The 17,380-nt window shown below is 46.7% G+C and carries 10 protein-coding genes; 6 read left to right on the forward strand and 4 right to left on the reverse strand.

Annotated features, from left to right (window positions below; translation table 11 throughout):
* Positions 1–90: 90 nt before the first annotated feature.
* Positions 91–1,236 carry a DNA recombination protein RmuC gene (locus tag R3D00_28285; GenBank protein ID MEZ4777108.1) on the reverse strand — a complete coding sequence of 382 codons (1,146 nt, stop codon included), beginning with the start codon at positions 1,234–1,236 and terminating at the stop codon, positions 91–93.
* A 71-nt stretch (positions 1,237–1,307) separates the two neighbouring features.
* Positions 1,308–1,727: a DUF1573 domain-containing protein gene (locus tag R3D00_28290; protein ID MEZ4777109.1), complete on the reverse strand. Its 420-nt coding sequence runs from the start codon at positions 1,725–1,727 to the stop codon at positions 1,308–1,310.
* Between the two features lie 446 nt (positions 1,728–2,173).
* Between R3D00_28290 and R3D00_28295 the strand changes: the two genes are divergently transcribed.
* On the forward strand, positions 2,174–4,558 hold the full coding sequence (locus tag R3D00_28295; protein MEZ4777110.1) for a S9 family peptidase: 2,385 nt from the start codon (positions 2,174–2,176) through the stop codon (positions 4,556–4,558).
* 38 nt (positions 4,559–4,596) lie between these two features.
* Here the strand turns inward: R3D00_28295 and R3D00_28300 are convergent, their stop codons facing one another.
* Positions 4,597–6,579 carry an AAA family ATPase gene (locus R3D00_28300; GenBank protein MEZ4777111.1) on the reverse strand — a complete coding sequence of 661 codons (1,983 nt, stop codon included), beginning with the start codon at positions 6,577–6,579 and terminating at the stop codon, positions 4,597–4,599.
* Positions 6,580–6,667: 88 nt separating this feature from the next.
* Entirely contained in the window at positions 6,668–7,426 is a 759-nt protein-coding gene (locus R3D00_28305) for a pirin family protein (protein ID MEZ4777112.1), read from the reverse strand.
* 436 nt (positions 7,427–7,862) lie between these two features.
* On the opposite strand from R3D00_28305, the gene R3D00_28310 reads away from it, so the two are divergent.
* From R3D00_28310 to R3D00_28330, 5 genes are all read left to right on the forward strand, one after another.
* Positions 7,863–12,083, forward strand: coding sequence for a tetratricopeptide repeat protein (locus tag R3D00_28310; protein ID MEZ4777113.1), 4,221 nt, complete (start codon positions 7,863–7,865; stop codon positions 12,081–12,083).
* Between the two features lie 3 nt (positions 12,084–12,086).
* A complete protein-coding gene (locus tag R3D00_28315) occupies positions 12,087–12,962 on the forward strand; it encodes a DPP IV N-terminal domain-containing protein (protein MEZ4777114.1) in 876 nt (291 codons plus the stop codon).
* 68 nt (positions 12,963–13,030) lie between these two features.
* Positions 13,031–13,609 carry an RNA polymerase sigma factor gene (locus R3D00_28320; protein MEZ4777115.1) on the forward strand — a complete coding sequence of 193 codons (579 nt, stop codon included), beginning with the start codon at positions 13,031–13,033 and terminating at the stop codon, positions 13,607–13,609.
* Positions 13,602–14,885 carry a hypothetical protein gene (locus R3D00_28325; GenBank protein MEZ4777116.1) on the forward strand — a complete coding sequence of 428 codons (1,284 nt, stop codon included), beginning with the start codon at positions 13,602–13,604 and terminating at the stop codon, positions 14,883–14,885. Before R3D00_28320 ends, R3D00_28325 begins: the two co-directional genes overlap by 8 nt.
* A gap of 25 nt (positions 14,886–14,910) precedes the next feature.
* On the forward strand, positions 14,911–17,379 hold the full coding sequence (locus tag R3D00_28330; GenBank protein ID MEZ4777117.1) for a TonB-dependent receptor plug domain-containing protein: 2,469 nt from the start codon (positions 14,911–14,913) through the stop codon (positions 17,377–17,379).
* The last annotated feature ends 1 nt before the right edge of the window (position 17,380 follow it).

The raw sequence follows: 17,380 nt of genomic DNA on the forward strand, positions 1-17,380 counted from the left end.
AACCACCAATATTTCGGCTTTTGCAAATACTTGCTACCTGTACAAGCGGAAAAATTAAGTAGCTGTTTATCAGGCAAATTCTCCGTTAGGTTATAACTTTTTGGCGGTTTTTGCGCCAAGTTCCCTTAGTTTTTCGGCCCTTGTGGCCAGATTTCCGTGGCCGGAAACCAGCTTATTCATGGCTTCACTATAGGTTTGGGAGGTTCTGTCAATACTTTTTCCCAGTTTTTGCATCTCTTCCACAAAGCCCACAAACTTATCGTACAATGCCCCTCCCTGCCGGGCAATTTCCTGGGCATTTTTGTTTTGATGTTCGAGTTTCCAGATAGAAGCGACGGTCTTGAGGGTGGCTAATAAAGTGGTCGGGCTGACCAGTACGATTTTCTTTTCCCAGGCATAGGAAAACAGATCCTGCCGGTTTTGGATGGCCTGTGCAAATGCCGGTTCGACCGGCATAAACATAAGGACAAAGTCTGGCGCTTTCAGTCCTTCTATGGCCGGATAGTGTTTGCTGCTGAGCTGGTGAATATGATTGTTGACCGACTCCAGGTGTTGTTTCAGCGCCAGCGCTCTGCGGGCGGTATCTTCTTCACCGACAAACCGGTCCCAGGCTGTGAGAGATACTTTGGCGTCGATTATGATATGTTTGTCATCGGGCAACTGGATAATGACATCAGGTTGTAGTCTTTTTCCATCGGCAGAAGTAAGCTGAATGTCTTTCCCCTGTACGATAAACTCTTCCCCTTCGCGCAATCCGCTGCTCTCAAGGACACGTGCCAAAACAAGTTCTCCCCAGTTGCCCTGTACTTTGCTGTCGCCCTGAAGTGCTTTGGTCAGATTGCGGGCTTCGGCGCCCATCTGGGTATTGAGCAATGCGAGTTTTTCGATCTCCTTTTGAAGACTAAAGCGCTCACGGGCCTCCTGTTGATAGGTATGTTCTACTTTTTTTTCAAAGTCGGATATTTTTTCCTTCAGGGGTTGAAGCAAATGGTTGAGACTGGTCTGGTTGTCATGGGAAAGACGTTGCGTGCTGGCTTCCAGTACCTTGCCCGCCAGATTTTCAAATTCTGCGCGAAACTGTCCGCCCACATTTTCTTTTGCATCCAGGGTAGCCTGTAAACGGATATTCTCGGCCTTTTGCCGCATGGTTTTTCCATTGAGCAGGACGTATACGGCAAAACCGCCGGCAAGTATCCCGGCGGCAATGCCCAATATAAACGATAGCCAATCGATCATAAGGCTAAGCTAAAGAAATCTGACGGTAAGTTTGACAACGAGACTTCTTAAATTTCAATCTAAGAAAATTGCTACTGGTACACTTCCCCCTTAAACCGAAGGATCATACTGGTTTCAGATGCATTGGTTTTTACAGAAATAGTCTTGGTGAAAACCCCCATCCCGGCAGCATTGTAGGTAGCTGTGATAAAACCTGTTTCTCCGGGCGCAATGGATTCTTTGGTATACTCAGCCACGGTACAACCGCAGCCGGGTTTTACGCTTTCGATTTTCAGGTCGGCGTTACCGGTGTTGGTGAAGGTAAATGTGTGGGATACGGGTTTTCCCTGAAGAACCTGCCCCATATCGTATTCGGTTTCATCAAAAGAGATTGCAGCTTCCCGACCGACAGACTCAAGTGCCAATACAGGCTCTGCATTAAACATGGTCTGGGCAGAAAGGGAAGCCATTAAAACAAAAGCAAACAACAGTGAAACAAGTGAAGTTTTCATACGCGTTTTTTTAGTGTTAAATAAATTTACATACAATTTTAAACTAAATCCTTAGTTATTACAACTAAATCTTTAGTTTTATTTTCGATTTTACATTACATGACTGATTATCAGGTCATTTAATTCGCTATGAACCCAAAGTAAAGATATGCAAGTGGGCGTTTTCTTTTCCCTTAAATCGTACCCTGTCTAAAAAAGTCTGATCTGTACGCTCCTGACCATACGGGTTGCGGTTGGCTGCCATTGGCAATCAGATCCGCCATGCACAGGTATTTCCAATGGGGTTGTTACAAAATTTCTTTCACCGGTGGAGCCAAGATGTAACTTGAAAAGCCAGCGAATACTCACCCCGATAAAATAACCTTCTGTGTAAATTCCCCAATCATTTACGAACTTATCATTATTATTACACCGGAAGCATTTTTTATCTAAAAAAAACAGTCTCCATGACCCTTGCAAAAAAACACCTGATTCTGGAAATTTTTGTTTTCCTTTTCCTCGCAACCGGACTTTCCCAGGCCGTTGCACAGCCCGTACTCTCCGTCGAATCTATCATGCGCGATCCCAAATGGATCGGCACTTCGCCTGATAATATTCAATGGTCCACCGATAGCCGCATGGTTTATTTTGACTGGAATCCTGAAAAAGAACCCTCAGACTCACTCTATGCAATCGCTGTCTCTGACCCCAAACCCGGCAAAGTTGATCTCGCTACCCGCCGTAAAATGCCAGACCCCGACGGCAGTATGAATGCCGACCGAACCCAGATGGTGTACGAAAAAAACGGCGATATCTTTCTCCTCACTGTTGCTACGGGCGAAATACAGCAGATCACCAATACCGTTGACCGGGAGTCCCGACCTGTATTTGACCTTTCGGGCAAACACTTATTTTTTCAAAGTAGCGATAACCTGTTTTCCTGGAATATCAGCTCTGGAGCCATTTCCCAGCTTACTGACTTTCGCTCAGGCTCCGCCAAAAATACCGACGAGAAAAAAGATCCTCAGCAACAATGGATCAGTAAACAGGAGCTTTCTATGATGGAAGTGCTCCGCCAGCGGAAAAGCCAGAATGAGGCAGCTACCGAACAACGGGAAATGCTTTCCCCCGATCGCCCGGAACCCTACTACTACGGCAAAAAAAACCTCCAGGGGCTGCAGATTTCTCCTGATGGGAGATATGTCTCTTTTCGCCTCGCCAATGCGCCATCTGGTGTGGAAAATACGCAGGTTCCTGCCTATGTCCGCGAATCCGGATATACGGAAGAACTTCGCGCCTACCCCAAAGTAGGTAGTCCGCTTACTACGTATCAGAGTTTTATTTACGACCTGACAAAAGACACGGCTATAGCACTGGCAACTGATAGCTTACCCGGCATCTATGACCTTGCTGCTTTTCTGGCCGAATATGACAAGCCCGTAACATCAAAAACTCCCAAGGAAACCCAGATCGTAAGTATCAACTGGTCCCCCGATGCTTCTGTCGCTATTGCAGAAGTGCGTTCGCTCGACTTTAAGGATCGCTGGGTTGCGCGTGTTGACCTCGAAACTGGCAGACTTGTGAATGTTGACCACCAGCACGACGAAGCATGGATTGGAGGGCCCGGAATCCCATGGTTTATGGGGGCACCATCACGTGCGGGCTGGTTTGCCGACAATCAGACCTATTGGTTTATGTCTGAAGTTACCGGGTATGCGCATTTGTATTCGGTAAATGTGCGCACCGGAGCAAAAAAACAACTGACCGCAGGCAATTATGAAGTATTTGACCCGAAACTTTCCCTCGATGAAAAATACTGGTATTTCACCAGTAGCGCCGTTGACCCGGGGGAAAGGCATTATTATAAAATGCCGGTCGCAGGCGGGGAAGCCGTAAAGCTGACGTCCATGGCGGGAAATAACGAGGTTTTCCTTTCTCCCGACGAAAAATATCTGGCCATCCGTCATTCAACCGGAAACCGGCCATGGGAATTGTTTCTACAGCCCAACAAACCCGGCGCTAAAGCGCGGCAAATTACTTCTTCCCTGACGGAAGAGTTTAAGGCATACCCATGGCGCGAACCTGAATACATCACTTTTGAAGCACGTGATGGAGCTGTCGTTCACGCAAGGTTGTACCAGCCAAAAGCTTCGGTAAAAAATGGTGCTGCGGTTATTTTTGTTCACGGTGCCGGGTATCTGCAGAATGCCCACAAATGGTGGAGCAGCTATTTTCGCGAATATATGTTCCACAACCTGCTGGCTGACAAGGGATATACTGTACTTGATATCGATTACCGCGCAAGCGCGGGTTATGGCAGAGACTGGCGAACGGCCATTTACCGTCACATGGGCGGCAAAGACTTATCGGATCAGATCGACGGAGCAAAACTGCTTGTTGACAAATATGGTGTAGACGCCAAAAGAATGGGTATTTACGGTGGTTCTTACGGTGGTTTTATTACCCTGATGGCCATGTTTACAGAGCCTGATGTTTTTGCTGCCGGAGCTGCGCTTCGTCCGGTAACAGACTGGTCTCATTATCATCACCAATACACTGCCGGTATTCTGAATTCGCCGCAGGATGACAGCATCGCCTATGTACGCAGTTCTCCCATCTACCATGCTGAAGGGCTGAAGGGTGCTTTGCTGATTTGTCACGGTATGATCGATACCAATGTTCATTTTCAGGATGCGGTGCGTTTATCGCAGCGTCTGATCGAACTTGGCAAAGAAAACTGGGAACTCGCCGCTTACCCTATGGAAAGTCATGGTTTTGTGGAGGCTTCCAGCTGGACCGATGAATACAAGCGGATACTCAAACTATTTGAAAGGGAGCTAAACGGGCGATAAAAAAAAGGAGCGGAAAGAAATTCTTTCCGCTCCGCTATTTATCTTACTCTGCTCTTTAGGTCTTCGACCGTATCGAGTACTTCCTGTCGGGTGAGTTTCCGGTACTTTTCGGGCAGCAATTCCTTGGAAGTACATTCGAGGACTGCCGAATAAGTCATCAGTTCGATTTCCTCCGGATAAGTCGGCGGGAGAAAGTCGTTGAAAACTTTGGCGATCATATCGATATCCACTTTCTCAATACCAAGACTTGCAGCCTTAAACTTGGCGCGGGTAAGCGCGGCCTCCATGTCGGCGCCTGAACGTATCGGAATATCCTCAAAAAATTCGTCATCAAACTCGTTGATATCCAGGTATTTCAGCCCGGTTTTTTTGAGCATTACTTCCAGCAACTCTTTTTTCTCCTCCATTGTGTCAGGGTAAAAGAGCGCGATATGCTCTTCTGCTCGTCCCTGCCGCTTAAAGTCCACAGGCATAAGATCAGGGCGGGCAGTAACGAGAAACCATACTATTCTTCCACGGTTTTCTGTATCACTCATAAAACTGGCGAGCATAGAGAAAATCCGGCTATTGACCCCGCTGCCGCCCCCATCGTTGCGTGAGCCGAGATAAGCATCTGCCTCGTCAATCATTACGGCAACCGGGGACATGGCTTTGAGGATTTTAAGCACCTTTTGCAGGTTTCCTTCAGATTGCCCGACATACATTCCCCGGAAATTTTTAAGAATGACCATAGGAACCCCTACATCATTGGCAAATACGGTAATCATAAAAGTTTTACCGGTACCTACCGGGCCGGATACGAGATACCCCATGGGCATGACGTCGGGACGGCCATTCTTTAATGCATTTGCAGCGTCGAGGAGGTGTTTTTTGGCTTGCGCGTGCCCTGCCACATCTTTGAGGGAGAATTTGGTTTCTACAAATTCGAGCAAACCGCCAGCCTCAGCCTCAATCATCTCCTTCTTCTGCTTGGTGAGCATCTCATTGGTGAAGGGCGACTTGTTGCGTGCAGCTTCCGACATGATGATATCGAGGTGAACCAACCCCAGACCCGCAGTATTTTTTGCCAGAATCTGCGCGCTCATTTCGAAATATTCCTTGCTCCCTTTGTCTTTATTGAAGAAGTACTCGATAAATGCCAGGCGGTCGGCTTCTACAGGATAAGGAATCTGAACGTCATGAGTGAACGGGTTGCGGACATACTGCGCATTGATGTCGGCGATATTTTCTGTGAGTACAAGAATGGTAAGGTCTGCGGAAAGAAACTTTTCCTCTTTTGCCCATTTCTGCATAAAGACCAGCAGCATATGATCATCCGGACGGTAGCTGGAGTTGTCCGTCATCGGAATCAACGTTTCTGCATAATCGATAACGAAGGCTATGGACTTGGGTTTAGCCAGTTTTTGCTTCAGTTTGTCCAGCCGTTCTTTTAAGGTCTTGAGATTACTTTTATTTTTCTTTTCATCCTCATCGAAGTCGGGCAGCGTCATGCGCATAAACTTATCGATGAGATCATCATCTTTGGGCTGTCCTTCACTTTTGACTGATTTGATGGCAGCCGAAGGGTTTGAAAGATTAGCTTCTACCTCCTTGAACCACGAGTCGATAAAATCGCGGTTGACCATGAGATTGAAGTATGTATCAAGCGTAAAAAACGACCGGGCAGGGTTTCGCGTCAGTTCGCTGAAATTGTTGTCCGTCAGTTCGTCAAACAATTGTAGCGTAGAAATAAACTCTTTGCGCGTCGCACTATCTCCGCCAAAGGTACGGTCATCTTTGAAGCGAATACCGGCAGCGCGGTCATAGTAGATCACTACGTCCTTATATTTAAACATCTCTTCATTGAGAAAATCGCGGATGCGGTAATACTTATCCTGCGAATCGCGATTTACCCTGACGTAGTCATTGGTATTTCCATGTACGATAAACTGCGAGACGTTTTGAGAAAGGTACTTTCTTTTGATCTCCTGAACCCATTCAGGAACAATTACTTTGGGTTTATCTTGTGTTTCGGTGGACATAAATAATTTAGGCTAAAATGATTGCGGGGGAAAACCTCCGGGATGAAATTAGTAAATGTTTTGGAGTGTTTGAAGTCCCTTTGCAAGATCATTGCCTTATCCCCCTCAATTTTGCGTAACTGGAATATTCCAGTACCGCTGGTGAGGATATGACAAACACTTCCGTTGACGTATTTGCCTCAAAATTTATTGTATCCGAATCGCTGATAATGGCAAAATCATCCTGATTCATGGTTTCGCCTGAAAGCGCGCCTTGTCCTTCAATAAGATAAAAAGAATATATTTTATCCTGAAGAGCTGGCAGGGTGTAGGTACCTGGCTCGAAGGATATTTTTCTTATTTCCACGCCGGGGGTTTCAATTCGCATGGGCCCCTGTTTTCCTGCGTACCATGTAGTTGTTGTACCGGCTGTTGTCGTAACCGGGAAATCTTCGCTTCGATAGTCGTCATAGGAAGCAGGCTGACTGATGGTATTCCGGAGGTTGGGATCCAGCCAAATCTGGAAAATATGCGAACCAGCATTCATTTTTTCTGCATGGGAAATGCCGCTTCCGGCGCGGATAATCTGTACGTCACCCGCCTTGAGTGGCAGCCAGCGTTGATATTTGCTGTCATAGTGTTCGATATCTCCTTTAAGAACAAAAGACATAATCTCAAATCCCTGGTGGGGGTGTTCACCAATGGTACTACCCTGATCAGACCAGGCATGCGCCCAGTAAAAGAGGTTTGAATAAGGCATTCCGACCCCGCCTTCACGGGGAAAACCGATAGGTTTGTTTTCAAGAATCGCACCGCCGTTGAACTGGCCTTTGGCCTGAAGGGGTTTGGGGATAATTTTGATTGCCATAATTTGATTATCAATGTTTAAACATTAAATATGTACGAAAACCACGGGTATTGGTTTTGTGTAGTCATGTTGGTTAGGTAAATGTCTTAATTGCTGATTTACGCGCAATGGCGTGCCCTTCGGGGTTCGATCAACGATCGGGGTTTTTCTGGCCGAAAGCCTACCGCCAAAGGGGTGAAATTATTTTAGCTAACCAGCGCGCCCCCTCCCCATTGTTATTCAAAGAGCGCGTCTTTGCAGGCATAATTGACGTTTGCCTGGTTTTCAATAAAGACAGAATTTGTCTGGATTTCGGGATTGATAAAGTTTAAATTCGTAGCAAAAATAGAATAATTACCCAAACTAACGTTCTTATTTACAGCTTAGGTAATGGTTCTGAACCATTTGTAAATTTTATGTACCTTTGTTGAGGTATTGATTTTCCGCATAAGTATCTATGCCAGCTGCTTCAAACAAACCCTTCATTTTCCTTGCCTGTCCGTCTAATCAAAAAGAAGGGGATCAGTCGAAGGAGTCGCTGAAAGATTGTGAAGACATTCTGAAGACTCTGCACGCCTACATCCAACAGGATGGATGCGGGATTTTACTGGATGTCCCGGGATCCCAGACATACGTGGAGGATATTTTCTCCCAAAAATCGGCCAAGGCACAGGTTGCCGTTGTCCATTTAATTGGAGAAGCCATCCTTGATGGCAACTTCTATTTTCGCTCCCGTTCGGGAGTCGGCCAGTATTCAGAAGAAGACCTGGCTGGTATTTTGGGCACTTTCCCCAACCTTCAGCTTGTATTCCTGCACGGTCCCGCTTCAGAAAATTTTGTTCAGGCTTTGCTCCGGCAGGGGCTCCCGGTCGTGATCGCACTCAAAAACCAACCGGATCTGGGCCTGATGGCTCAGGCTTTCTATTTTTATCTCCTTCAGGGTAAAAATGTAGGTCAGGCGTTTGACCTGGTCGCAGCTGAAGCCTATAGCCCGCTAAATATTCTGGAAGCTTTTCTCGATTCCGGACAGCTCTTATGGCCCGGCGGAGGAAAACCGGATATCACCAATGGCCTCATTTCCCTAAAAAATAAATCCAGAGATCTTAAATGGCGGCTGCGAAACCCCCTGCTGATTCCGCTCAGTGAGCAAAACAGCCAGAAAAAATCGCCCCTGCTTGAAAATAAAAAACAGATTCCTACCGCACGTATTGAGCCGGAACCTGTAACCGTAACAAAACAGCCGGTGGTTAAAGATCCCCTGCCAGTAGTAGAACCGGAACCGGTTGTACAACCATTGGTGGAGGAAAAGCCCGTAGTGGTTGAAACAGTAGTCGTAGAAGAACCTCCAATAAAACCTACAGGAGAGAATGAGCCAGAAATAGTACAAACACCAATCATAGAGGAAGATCGGGTAGTAGATGAGCCGGTAGTAGATGAGCCAGTGGTAGTAGATGAGCCACTCGTAGAAGATGAGCCGGTGATCGAAGAACCGGTAATAGAAGAACCGGTTGTGGAGGAACCTGTGGCAGTAGAAAAGCCGGTAATAGATGAACCTGTAGTTGAAGAAAAGCCAGTCGTCGAGAAACCGATCGCCGAAGAACCTGTAAAGGAGCCGGTTGAGGACAAAAACCAGGTAGAAATTCCTGAAGAAAAAAATCGCGAACCACGGCAAATAGGAAAACCTGCTACCCGGCGTCCGGAAAGTGGAAATAGAACCAATCGCCAGCGACCGCCACAGAAGCAGCCAATTAAACAACGCCAGGCTGAAAAAAACCGTGAGCAGATTGAAGAGCCTTCCCGGTTGAAAAAGAACCTGTTTCGTGTAGGCGGCGGAATCGGTGGGCTGGTCGTATTGCTGGTCATTCTGTCCTTTATTTTCCCTTCTATACCTCAAAAGCTGGGATTACCATTTGGGAAATCAGATCAGAATGTCGGTTGCCCTTTTCCTGATGGAGATGATTATTATCATGTATTAGTACTTCCATTTCATAGCTATCCCGATTGCGGCAGCGATCAGGTGGCCGTAAAAGACGCAATAATGAGTCGGATTGAGTCTTTGGCTAAAGAAAATGTCAAAGTTTCTGCCCGATACCTGTATGTATCCAATTGTCAGGAAATCCCGGCGATGAGCAAATCTATCGCAGGTTCCTGCAATGCTGACTTGATCATTTGGGGAAATTACGGGGTAGACAGTGTCAGCGGGGAAATTATGATGGGGATGAAGTACTACAGTGCCAATAAGTACGGAGAAAATATCTTCCTGGGCAGTGAAAATTCGCAAGGGAAAATCCGGCTCGAAGATGCCGAAAAAGCAGATGGGAAGTTTATTGCAAATGTAGAAAATATCATTCTCTGGGCACTGAGCATCCGCAATATGAATTCGGAAAATTATCCGGCCGCAATTGCCGGTTTTAGCCGGATGACCCCCCGCGACAGTGATGCACAGTCTGCGGTTTCGCTTATGCTCACCCAATGTTACAGCCGCAGTGGTCAGCTGGAAAAAGCTGTTTCTCATTACGATGCCCTGATTTCAATGAATCCGGGCGATACCAAAGCGCATTATGAGCGTGCCGGTATTTTGCAGCAATTGGGTAGCTATGAAAAAGCGATGGAAGACTATACTCAGGTGCTGTTGGAAGAACCCAATAATATGAAAGCGCTGATCAGCAGGGGAATTCTTTTCTCCGACATGAAAAATTACCAGAAAGCACTGGAAGATTTTGACGCGGTATTGGCGATGAACCCCGATTTTTCGCCGGTTTATGCCAGCCGGGCAAGCGTATATACGCGTATGGAGCGATACAATGACGCCATGCGCGATTATGATAAAGCCATTGAAATTACGCCTGATTACGCTGAAGCTTTTTACGGTCGGGGGATCCTCCTTCAAAAAATGGGGAAAGAAAAGGAAGCACTGGCAGACGTTGACCATGCCCTGGAGATCAATCCTGATTATATTGAAGCGAATCTTTTCAGGGGAGATGTACACGTCAGCAAAAAAGAGTACGACAAAGCGATTGCTGCATTTACCCGATTACTCGAACAGCAAAAATCCGCCAATGCTTATTATAAACGCGGGAAAGTGCTGCTGACACTCCAAAAATACAGTGAAGCAATTGCAGACTTTTCCCGGGCTATTCAGATTCAGGAGAATTTTATTCCTGCAAGTTTTGATCGCTCAGTTACCTATTTCAAGACCAGAGACTATGCCAATGCGCTGAAGGATATGAATTTTGTCCTTGAACAAAAACCTTCTTACCCGGAAGCATATCTCCAGCGAGCCGAAATCTATATGGCCTTAAATAAATCTGAAGAGGCAATGGCTGATTTCAACCAGGCTATTACGCTTAACCCGCGAAATCCGGACGCCTACGCTCACCGTGCCTTGTTATATCTTCAGTTGAAAAACTTTGACCAGGCCCTGGCTGATGTCACGGAAGCAATTAATATTGATCCCAACAGCTCCGAAGCCTATATGAACCGGGGAATTATCTATGCAGATTTGGGTGATAGCCGCAAAGCTGCCCGTGATTTTGACAAAGCGATTTTCATCAACCCCGATTTTGCGAATGCCTACTACCACCGGGCGTTGGATCACCTGAAGGGCAACCGGCTGATTCTTGCAAAAACTGACCTCGACAAAGCTATCCGTTACGGTACCAATGAAGTCAATGCTTATCTGCGGCGCGCAGAAATTTACACCCAGGAGAAAGATCTTAGCAATGCGCTTGAACTGTATACCCGGGCAATAGAACTTGACCCTACCCGCGCAGATGCCTTTTATCTGCGGGCTGAATATTATTTCCGGTTTCGCGACTATGAACATGCACTGGCCGACTACAATCAGGCTATTCAGCTCAGTCCTCCAAACGACGCGCATGTTTTCCTTAATCGGGGAATTGTATATGCAAGACTGAAAAACTACAATGACGCGCTGATTGATTTTGGCAAGGTGATTCGCGCATATCCAGACTCAGTCAGTGGATATATCAACCGGGGGTTGCTCTATATTCAAATGGGGAAATCTCGCCAGGCGGAAACAGACTTTGAAATGGCTGCAAGAATTGCCCCCAAAGATCCAGAAGTTGCATTGAGCCAGGGCATGATGTATCAGGCACGTGGCCAGGAAGGGTATCAGAAAGCCCTCGATGAGTACAACCGTGCGATTGAAATGGCGCCTGCTTACTCCAATGCTTATAACAAACGCGGGGAAATCTACTTCATTCTCGAATCCTACGATAAGGCCATTCTCGACTTTAACGAAGCGATTAAGCTTGACCCGACCAATGCGGATGCCCATACCAATCGCGGCAATCTCGCACGAAAAGCCGGGGATTATCCCCGCGCGCTGGACGATTACTCCAAAGCTATTCGCTTTGATCCCTATCAGGCTGATGCATTTTACAACCGCGGATTTCTCTACGCTTTGCAGGAAAACTACGACAAGGCCATTCCCGATATCCAGCGTTCACTGGAATTAAAACCCAACGATGGCCTTCGCTACGGTTTTCTGGCCAAAATTTATGCCCGTCAACACAAAGATGATCTCTTCTATCAGAATATAGAACTGGCACTCAAAAACAATTACCCTATCATCGAACTTTCTAAAGACCCTGCTTATAAGGTCTATAAAGAACAAGAGCGATTCCAGAAATTGTTGGAGACTTACCAAAACTAACCAATGCGTTACCTTGCTTGTGTATTGTGTGTGGTTGTCTGCTGGCTGGCTTCCTGTAAGCAAACGCCGGATCAGGTTCAACTGACGGATAATGAATTTTATGACCGGTATCCGGACTGGTCTCCCGACGGCTCGGAGCTGGTATTTGCCTCCAACCGTGACGGGAATATTGACCTGTACCGTATGAATGCCGATGGCTCAGATGTGCGGCGCCTTACCGACCATGAAGCCACTGACCAATTGCCGGCATGGTCTCCCGATGGAGAATATATTGCCTTCTTTTCGCTCCGTTCCGGCAATGGAGACATTTACCGGATGCGCGCCGACGGATCTGAACTGATCCAGCTTACCAGCGATTCTACCATGGACAATTTTCCCGCCTGGTCGCCGGATGGGAAAAAAATCGCATGGTGCAGCTCACCGAAAGGCCCTGAGTGGGAAATCTGGCTGATGAATCCAGACGGTACAGGCAAACAGGTAATTACCGAGGATTCGACCCGTGCACTATGGCCAACCTGGTCTCCCGACGGGCAGCGAATTGCTTTTTTCTCCCGCCGCGATACCCGCAATGATAATGATGAAATCTACACCATGAAAGCCGACGGTACGGATGTCGTGCGGATTACCGAAATGCCCGGACATGATTTTTGCCCGGACTGGTCTCCTGATGGAAAACGATTTGTGTTCTCTACCATGCGAACCGGCGATAAACCCGAACTATTTCTGATGAATGCCGATGGATCCGACCAGATTCGATTGACAGATTATCCCCTCAACGACAATGATGCCCGTTGGTCGCCAGACGGGCGTAAAATTGCCTATAGCTCCCTGCGTGACAAAAGCTATGAAATTGTCGTTATAAAAGTTCCGGCACGCTGATTTTTTTATTCTGAAAAAAAAACCAGCGAATTTCATGCAACCCTCGTCTATGGGAAAAACGTCATGAAATGGAAGCAAAGATTATCTGCATGAATGACGAATACATGCTCGAAGGCTGTCGTAAAAATGACCGCAATTGTCAGCGACAGTTGTACGAGAAGTATTTTCGTCCCATGGCCTGGATATGCTACCGGTATGTCCGGGATCGGGAAGTCGCAGATGATCTGGTGCATGAGGGTTTTGTCAAAGTATTTCGCCGGATCGATTCCTTTAAAAATGAGGGCTCCTTTGAAGGTTGGGTAAAGCGGATTATGATCAATTGCTGCCTCGACCATTTAAGAAAAGGAAAACGACGACCGGATGAGATTTCTGTAGAAGGTGTAGCCGAACCGCAATCAGACGAGCACGACGCACTGGCAGACTTACAGGCCGAATATATTCTCGAAAAAATACAAGAATTGCCTACCATTCCCCGCACGGTTTTTAACCTTAATGTCATCGAGGGGTATCCGCACAAGGATATCGCACAGATGATGAAAATAAAGGAATCCACTTCACGGGCATATCTGACAGAAGCCAAACAATTGCTCAGGGAATCACTGAAAAAAGTAGTAAACCAAACCGAAAGGAGGTTGTATCATGGATAAGTGGGAAGATATAATCAAAGGAAAAGCGATGGCCGCCCGGGCCTATGAGCCTACGCCTTCCTGGGAAAAGATGTCGGGGATGCTTGACAAAGCGCTTCCGCAGGAGGGTAAAAAGGCCAAATATCTTTTTCCGATATTCTGGTTGATGGCGGGTTGTGTGGTCATAGGACTTATTGCAACCCTGACGTTGCTTTCTCCGGATCAGGCAGGCAGGGCAGTACAAGCAGCGTCTGTTCCTGCCCCTGGTTTGGCTCAAAGTCCGATGGTCATTGAAATACAGACAGAACCCTGTCCGGAGATTATATTGCAGGAAAAGTCCTTGCCTGAAAGAAAATTTTCCGGTATGGCAATGCCAAAATTGAACGAAAAACCGGAAGCGCCCACTTTTGACGCCCAACCACAATCTCTACAGACCGCTTCGACTTTTCAGACTTTGCCCAAAATTACCGGGTTGCAACCCGCTCCGGCAAACTTGCTTTCCGCGGTATCCGTTGAAAATACATTACCCGAACTTGCCACACTTCCCGGTAGCCGACCTGGCAGCGAAGTGAGAAGATACGCATCTCTGGCAGCACATCGGGTAGCGCTGGCCGTTGGCCCCGGCGAAAAAATGAAATGGGCGCGCAGCAAATTTGCTATTAGCATTAACAGCAGCATTAGCCGTGTTCCGGTAAAACCTGTGAGCCTGGCCGTTGGTAGTGTGAGATATCTTTATTCCTCACCGGTGATGCCGGGAGCAGGAGCTGAAATTTCGTATCGCCCCAACAGTTATCGGGAATTTGGTCTGCATGCAGGCATAGACGCAATCTGGGTACCATTGGGGATATCTCCTGATAATCCTGATGAGTTTACCGATCTCTACGGTGTTGCAACCGAATGGAGTGGTTTTTACCGCAGGTATTTTTTCAAAAATCGCGAACGACGCTTTCGTCCGTTTGCGGTTGGCCTGATCTATAATATGAATATGGTACAATCCCGCTTTAGTACCATTTATCTTCCTGACTGGGAGCCCAATAGCTGGAGCGCCCGTAAGCAGGAATCCACGATCCCCGAACCCGGCGCGCAAGTATTTACATCTCCCTTCCGCTACACGTACCTCACAGGAGGAGGCGGACTCGGCGTCGATATCCGTCTTTACCGAAGACTTAGTTTTCAATATCAGTCCGTGATCTACGGAAACCTTCCCTTAAAACGCACCCAGACAGACTTTTTGGATGAATTTAGCGGGTATCCTTACCAATGGAGAAACCAGTTTGGTTTTACACTCGCCATTTAACCTCAATTCGAATTAACCCTTTCACATGCAACAAACACAACATTTATTTTGCCTGGGAATGGCCATGATACTTATGGCATTTTCCCAGCACCTGATGGCGCAAACCCAACAAAAAGTTACCATCAGCGGCTACGTTACCGATGCCGAAAGCGGCGAGAAAATTATCTCCGCCAATGTCTATGACAACCTTACCAAACAGGGTGCAGTAACCAATGACTATGGATTCTTTAGCCTTACCTTAAAAGCCGGCCAGATAAATCTTATCTCTGCTTTCCCCGGTTACAAGTCCTTTCAATCCACTTTTACCCTTACCCGTGATACTTCGATCACCATTTCCCTCGAAATTTTTGCCCTCGAAACGGTCGAAATTGTCGCCGAAGAGGAAGAGCGGATCGAGCAGAAAACAGAAATGAGCACGATTGATGTGCCTATCCAACAAATTAGAAAACTACCCGCTCTGCTAGGAGAAGTAGATGTAATCAAAGCTATTCAGCTTCTGCCGGGCGTACAATCGGGCAGTGAAGGCACCACCGGTCTTTATGTCAGAGGTGGCGGACCTGATCAGAACCTGATTTTGCTCGATGGCGTTCCCCTGTATTATGTCAGCCACCTGGGCGGATTTTTCTCCGTATTTAATGCGGATGCCCTGAGCAGTGTAAAACTCGTAAAAGGTGGCTTCCCCGCCCGTTATGGAGGAAGGCTTTCTTCTGTGCTGGATATCCGAATGAAAGAAGGTAACCTCAACAAATTTGAAGGAGAAGGAAATATCGGCCTCATTTCTTCCAAACTTTCATTTCAGGGCCCGATTATTAAAGGGAAAACCTCCTTTATTGTTTCCGGAAGACGAACTTATTTTGATCTTTTTTCCAGACCGATATCAAAACTGGCTACAAAAGGCAATTCCTCTTTTGGTTATGCTTTTTACGATTTGAATGCCAAGGTGAACCATATTATTTCGGACAAAGACCGGCTGTATCTCAGCTTCTATTTCGGCGATGACAATCTGGACATAAAAGAAAAATACACCAACGGCCAGCCTGGAACCAATAATTACAGCAACAGTTTTTTTAAAAGTGGAATTGGCTGGGGAAATGACCTGGCAGCACTTCGCTGGAATCATATCTGGAGCCCGCGACTTTTCAGTAATCTTACGGCCACTTACTCCAAATACAAATTGGGAATACGGTATGATGAGGAGAATGAGTTTTTCCAAAATGATACCCTTCGCAGCTATTCCAGTTTCTTCGAATATGTCTCTGGCATCCGCGACTGGGGGTTAAAACTGGATTTTGATTACTACCCGGCACCTTCTCATGATATTAAATTTGGGATAAATTCTACCCTGCACAAATTTACCCCCGGTTCACTCGGTTACCGTGAAAACTCCGGGAATAACCGAATCGACACAACCCTGAAAACCAAAATTCACAATACGATTGAAACCTCTGTTTACGTCGAAGACAATTTTCAGATCGGACGCAGATTTAGTGCAAATATCGGCGTGCACGCGGTCAACTATCTGGTCAATGAGGAATCTATGTTTTCCATTCAACCCCGGGCTTCTGCTCGGCTTCAACTGACAGATAGAGTTTCTTTGAAAGGTTCTTATGTGCAAATGACCCAATTTATTCACCTCCTGACCAACTCTACCATTGGCCTTCCTATTGACCTTTGGGTACCGGCAACAGATAAAGTGCCTTCACAACATTCGTGGCAGGCAGCAGGTGGAATTGCCACTTCGTTGTGGGATGACCAGCTGGAACTGAGCGTGGAAGGGTACTATAAGAAAATGGATGGTCTTATCGCTTTTAAAGAAGGAACAAACTTTTTCCTGGGTGGCATAAATGAAGGAACATGGGAGAATATTGTAGAAACCGGCGGAGAGGGAGAAGCCTATGGGGCGGAGTTTCTTGTTCAAAAGAAAAAAGGAAAAACGACGGGCTGGGTAGGTTATACGCTTTCATGGAATTACCGCAAGTTTGATGCATTAAACGGCGGGGTGAAATTCCCTGACCGGTATGATCGACGCCATGATCTGAGCGTGGTTGTCAGTCATGCATTCAATGAAAGAATCAGCGTATCGGGAACATGGGTATATGGCACGGGCAATGCCATTACGCTTCCCAGTGGTAGTTTTGCGACCATCGAACACTGGGACTTCTTTGGCAATAATACTACCGGCAGCTTTGTGCCTATGAGTATTTCTCAATCGCTGTGGGGAGATTTTTCCGGCAGGCTTTATGAAAACGGGAGAAACGGCTTCCGTATGGAAGCTTACCACAGGCTCGACCTTGGGGTAAATCTTACCAAAAAAACCCGCTGGGGAGAACGAACCTGGAACTTTGGGGTGTATAATGCATACAATCGTCTGAATCCGTTTGCTTATTATATCCGCAACGATTACGACTCCAATAATCAGACTTCTACCCCCAAACTGAAAAAACTTTCGCTGTTTCCTATCATCCCTTCTGTGAGCTATAGCTTTAAATTCTGAT

This window comes from Bacteroidia bacterium (assembly GCA_041391665.1).
In the GTDB taxonomy this organism is placed as follows: Bacteria; Bacteroidota; Bacteroidia; order J057; family J057; genus JAGQVA01.

Excerpts from the sequence above, each read along its gene's own strand:
- R3D00_28285 (MEZ4777108.1), bottom strand. The coding sequence starts at position 1,236 with ATGATCGATTGGCTATCGTTTATATTGGGCATTGCCGCCGGGATACTT.
- R3D00_28290 (MEZ4777109.1), bottom strand. The coding sequence starts at position 1,727 with ATGAAAACTTCACTTGTTTCACTGTTGTTTGCTTTTGTTTTAATGGCT.
- R3D00_28295 (MEZ4777110.1), top strand. The coding sequence starts at position 2,174 with ATGACCCTTGCAAAAAAACACCTGATTCTGGAAATTTTTGTTTTCCTT.
- R3D00_28300 (MEZ4777111.1), bottom strand. The coding sequence starts at position 6,579 with ATGTCCACCGAAACACAAGATAAACCCAAAGTAATTGTTCCTGAATGG.
- R3D00_28305 (MEZ4777112.1), bottom strand. The coding sequence starts at position 7,426 with ATGGCAATCAAAATTATCCCCAAACCCCTTCAGGCCAAAGGCCAGTTC.
- R3D00_28310 (MEZ4777113.1), top strand. The coding sequence starts at position 7,863 with ATGCCAGCTGCTTCAAACAAACCCTTCATTTTCCTTGCCTGTCCGTCT.
- R3D00_28315 (MEZ4777114.1), top strand. The coding sequence starts at position 12,087 with ATGCGTTACCTTGCTTGTGTATTGTGTGTGGTTGTCTGCTGGCTGGCT.
- R3D00_28320 (MEZ4777115.1), top strand. The coding sequence starts at position 13,031 with ATGGAAGCAAAGATTATCTGCATGAATGACGAATACATGCTCGAAGGC.
- R3D00_28325 (MEZ4777116.1), top strand. The coding sequence starts at position 13,602 with ATGGATAAGTGGGAAGATATAATCAAAGGAAAAGCGATGGCCGCCCGG.
- R3D00_28330 (MEZ4777117.1), top strand. The coding sequence starts at position 14,911 with ATGCAACAAACACAACATTTATTTTGCCTGGGAATGGCCATGATACTT.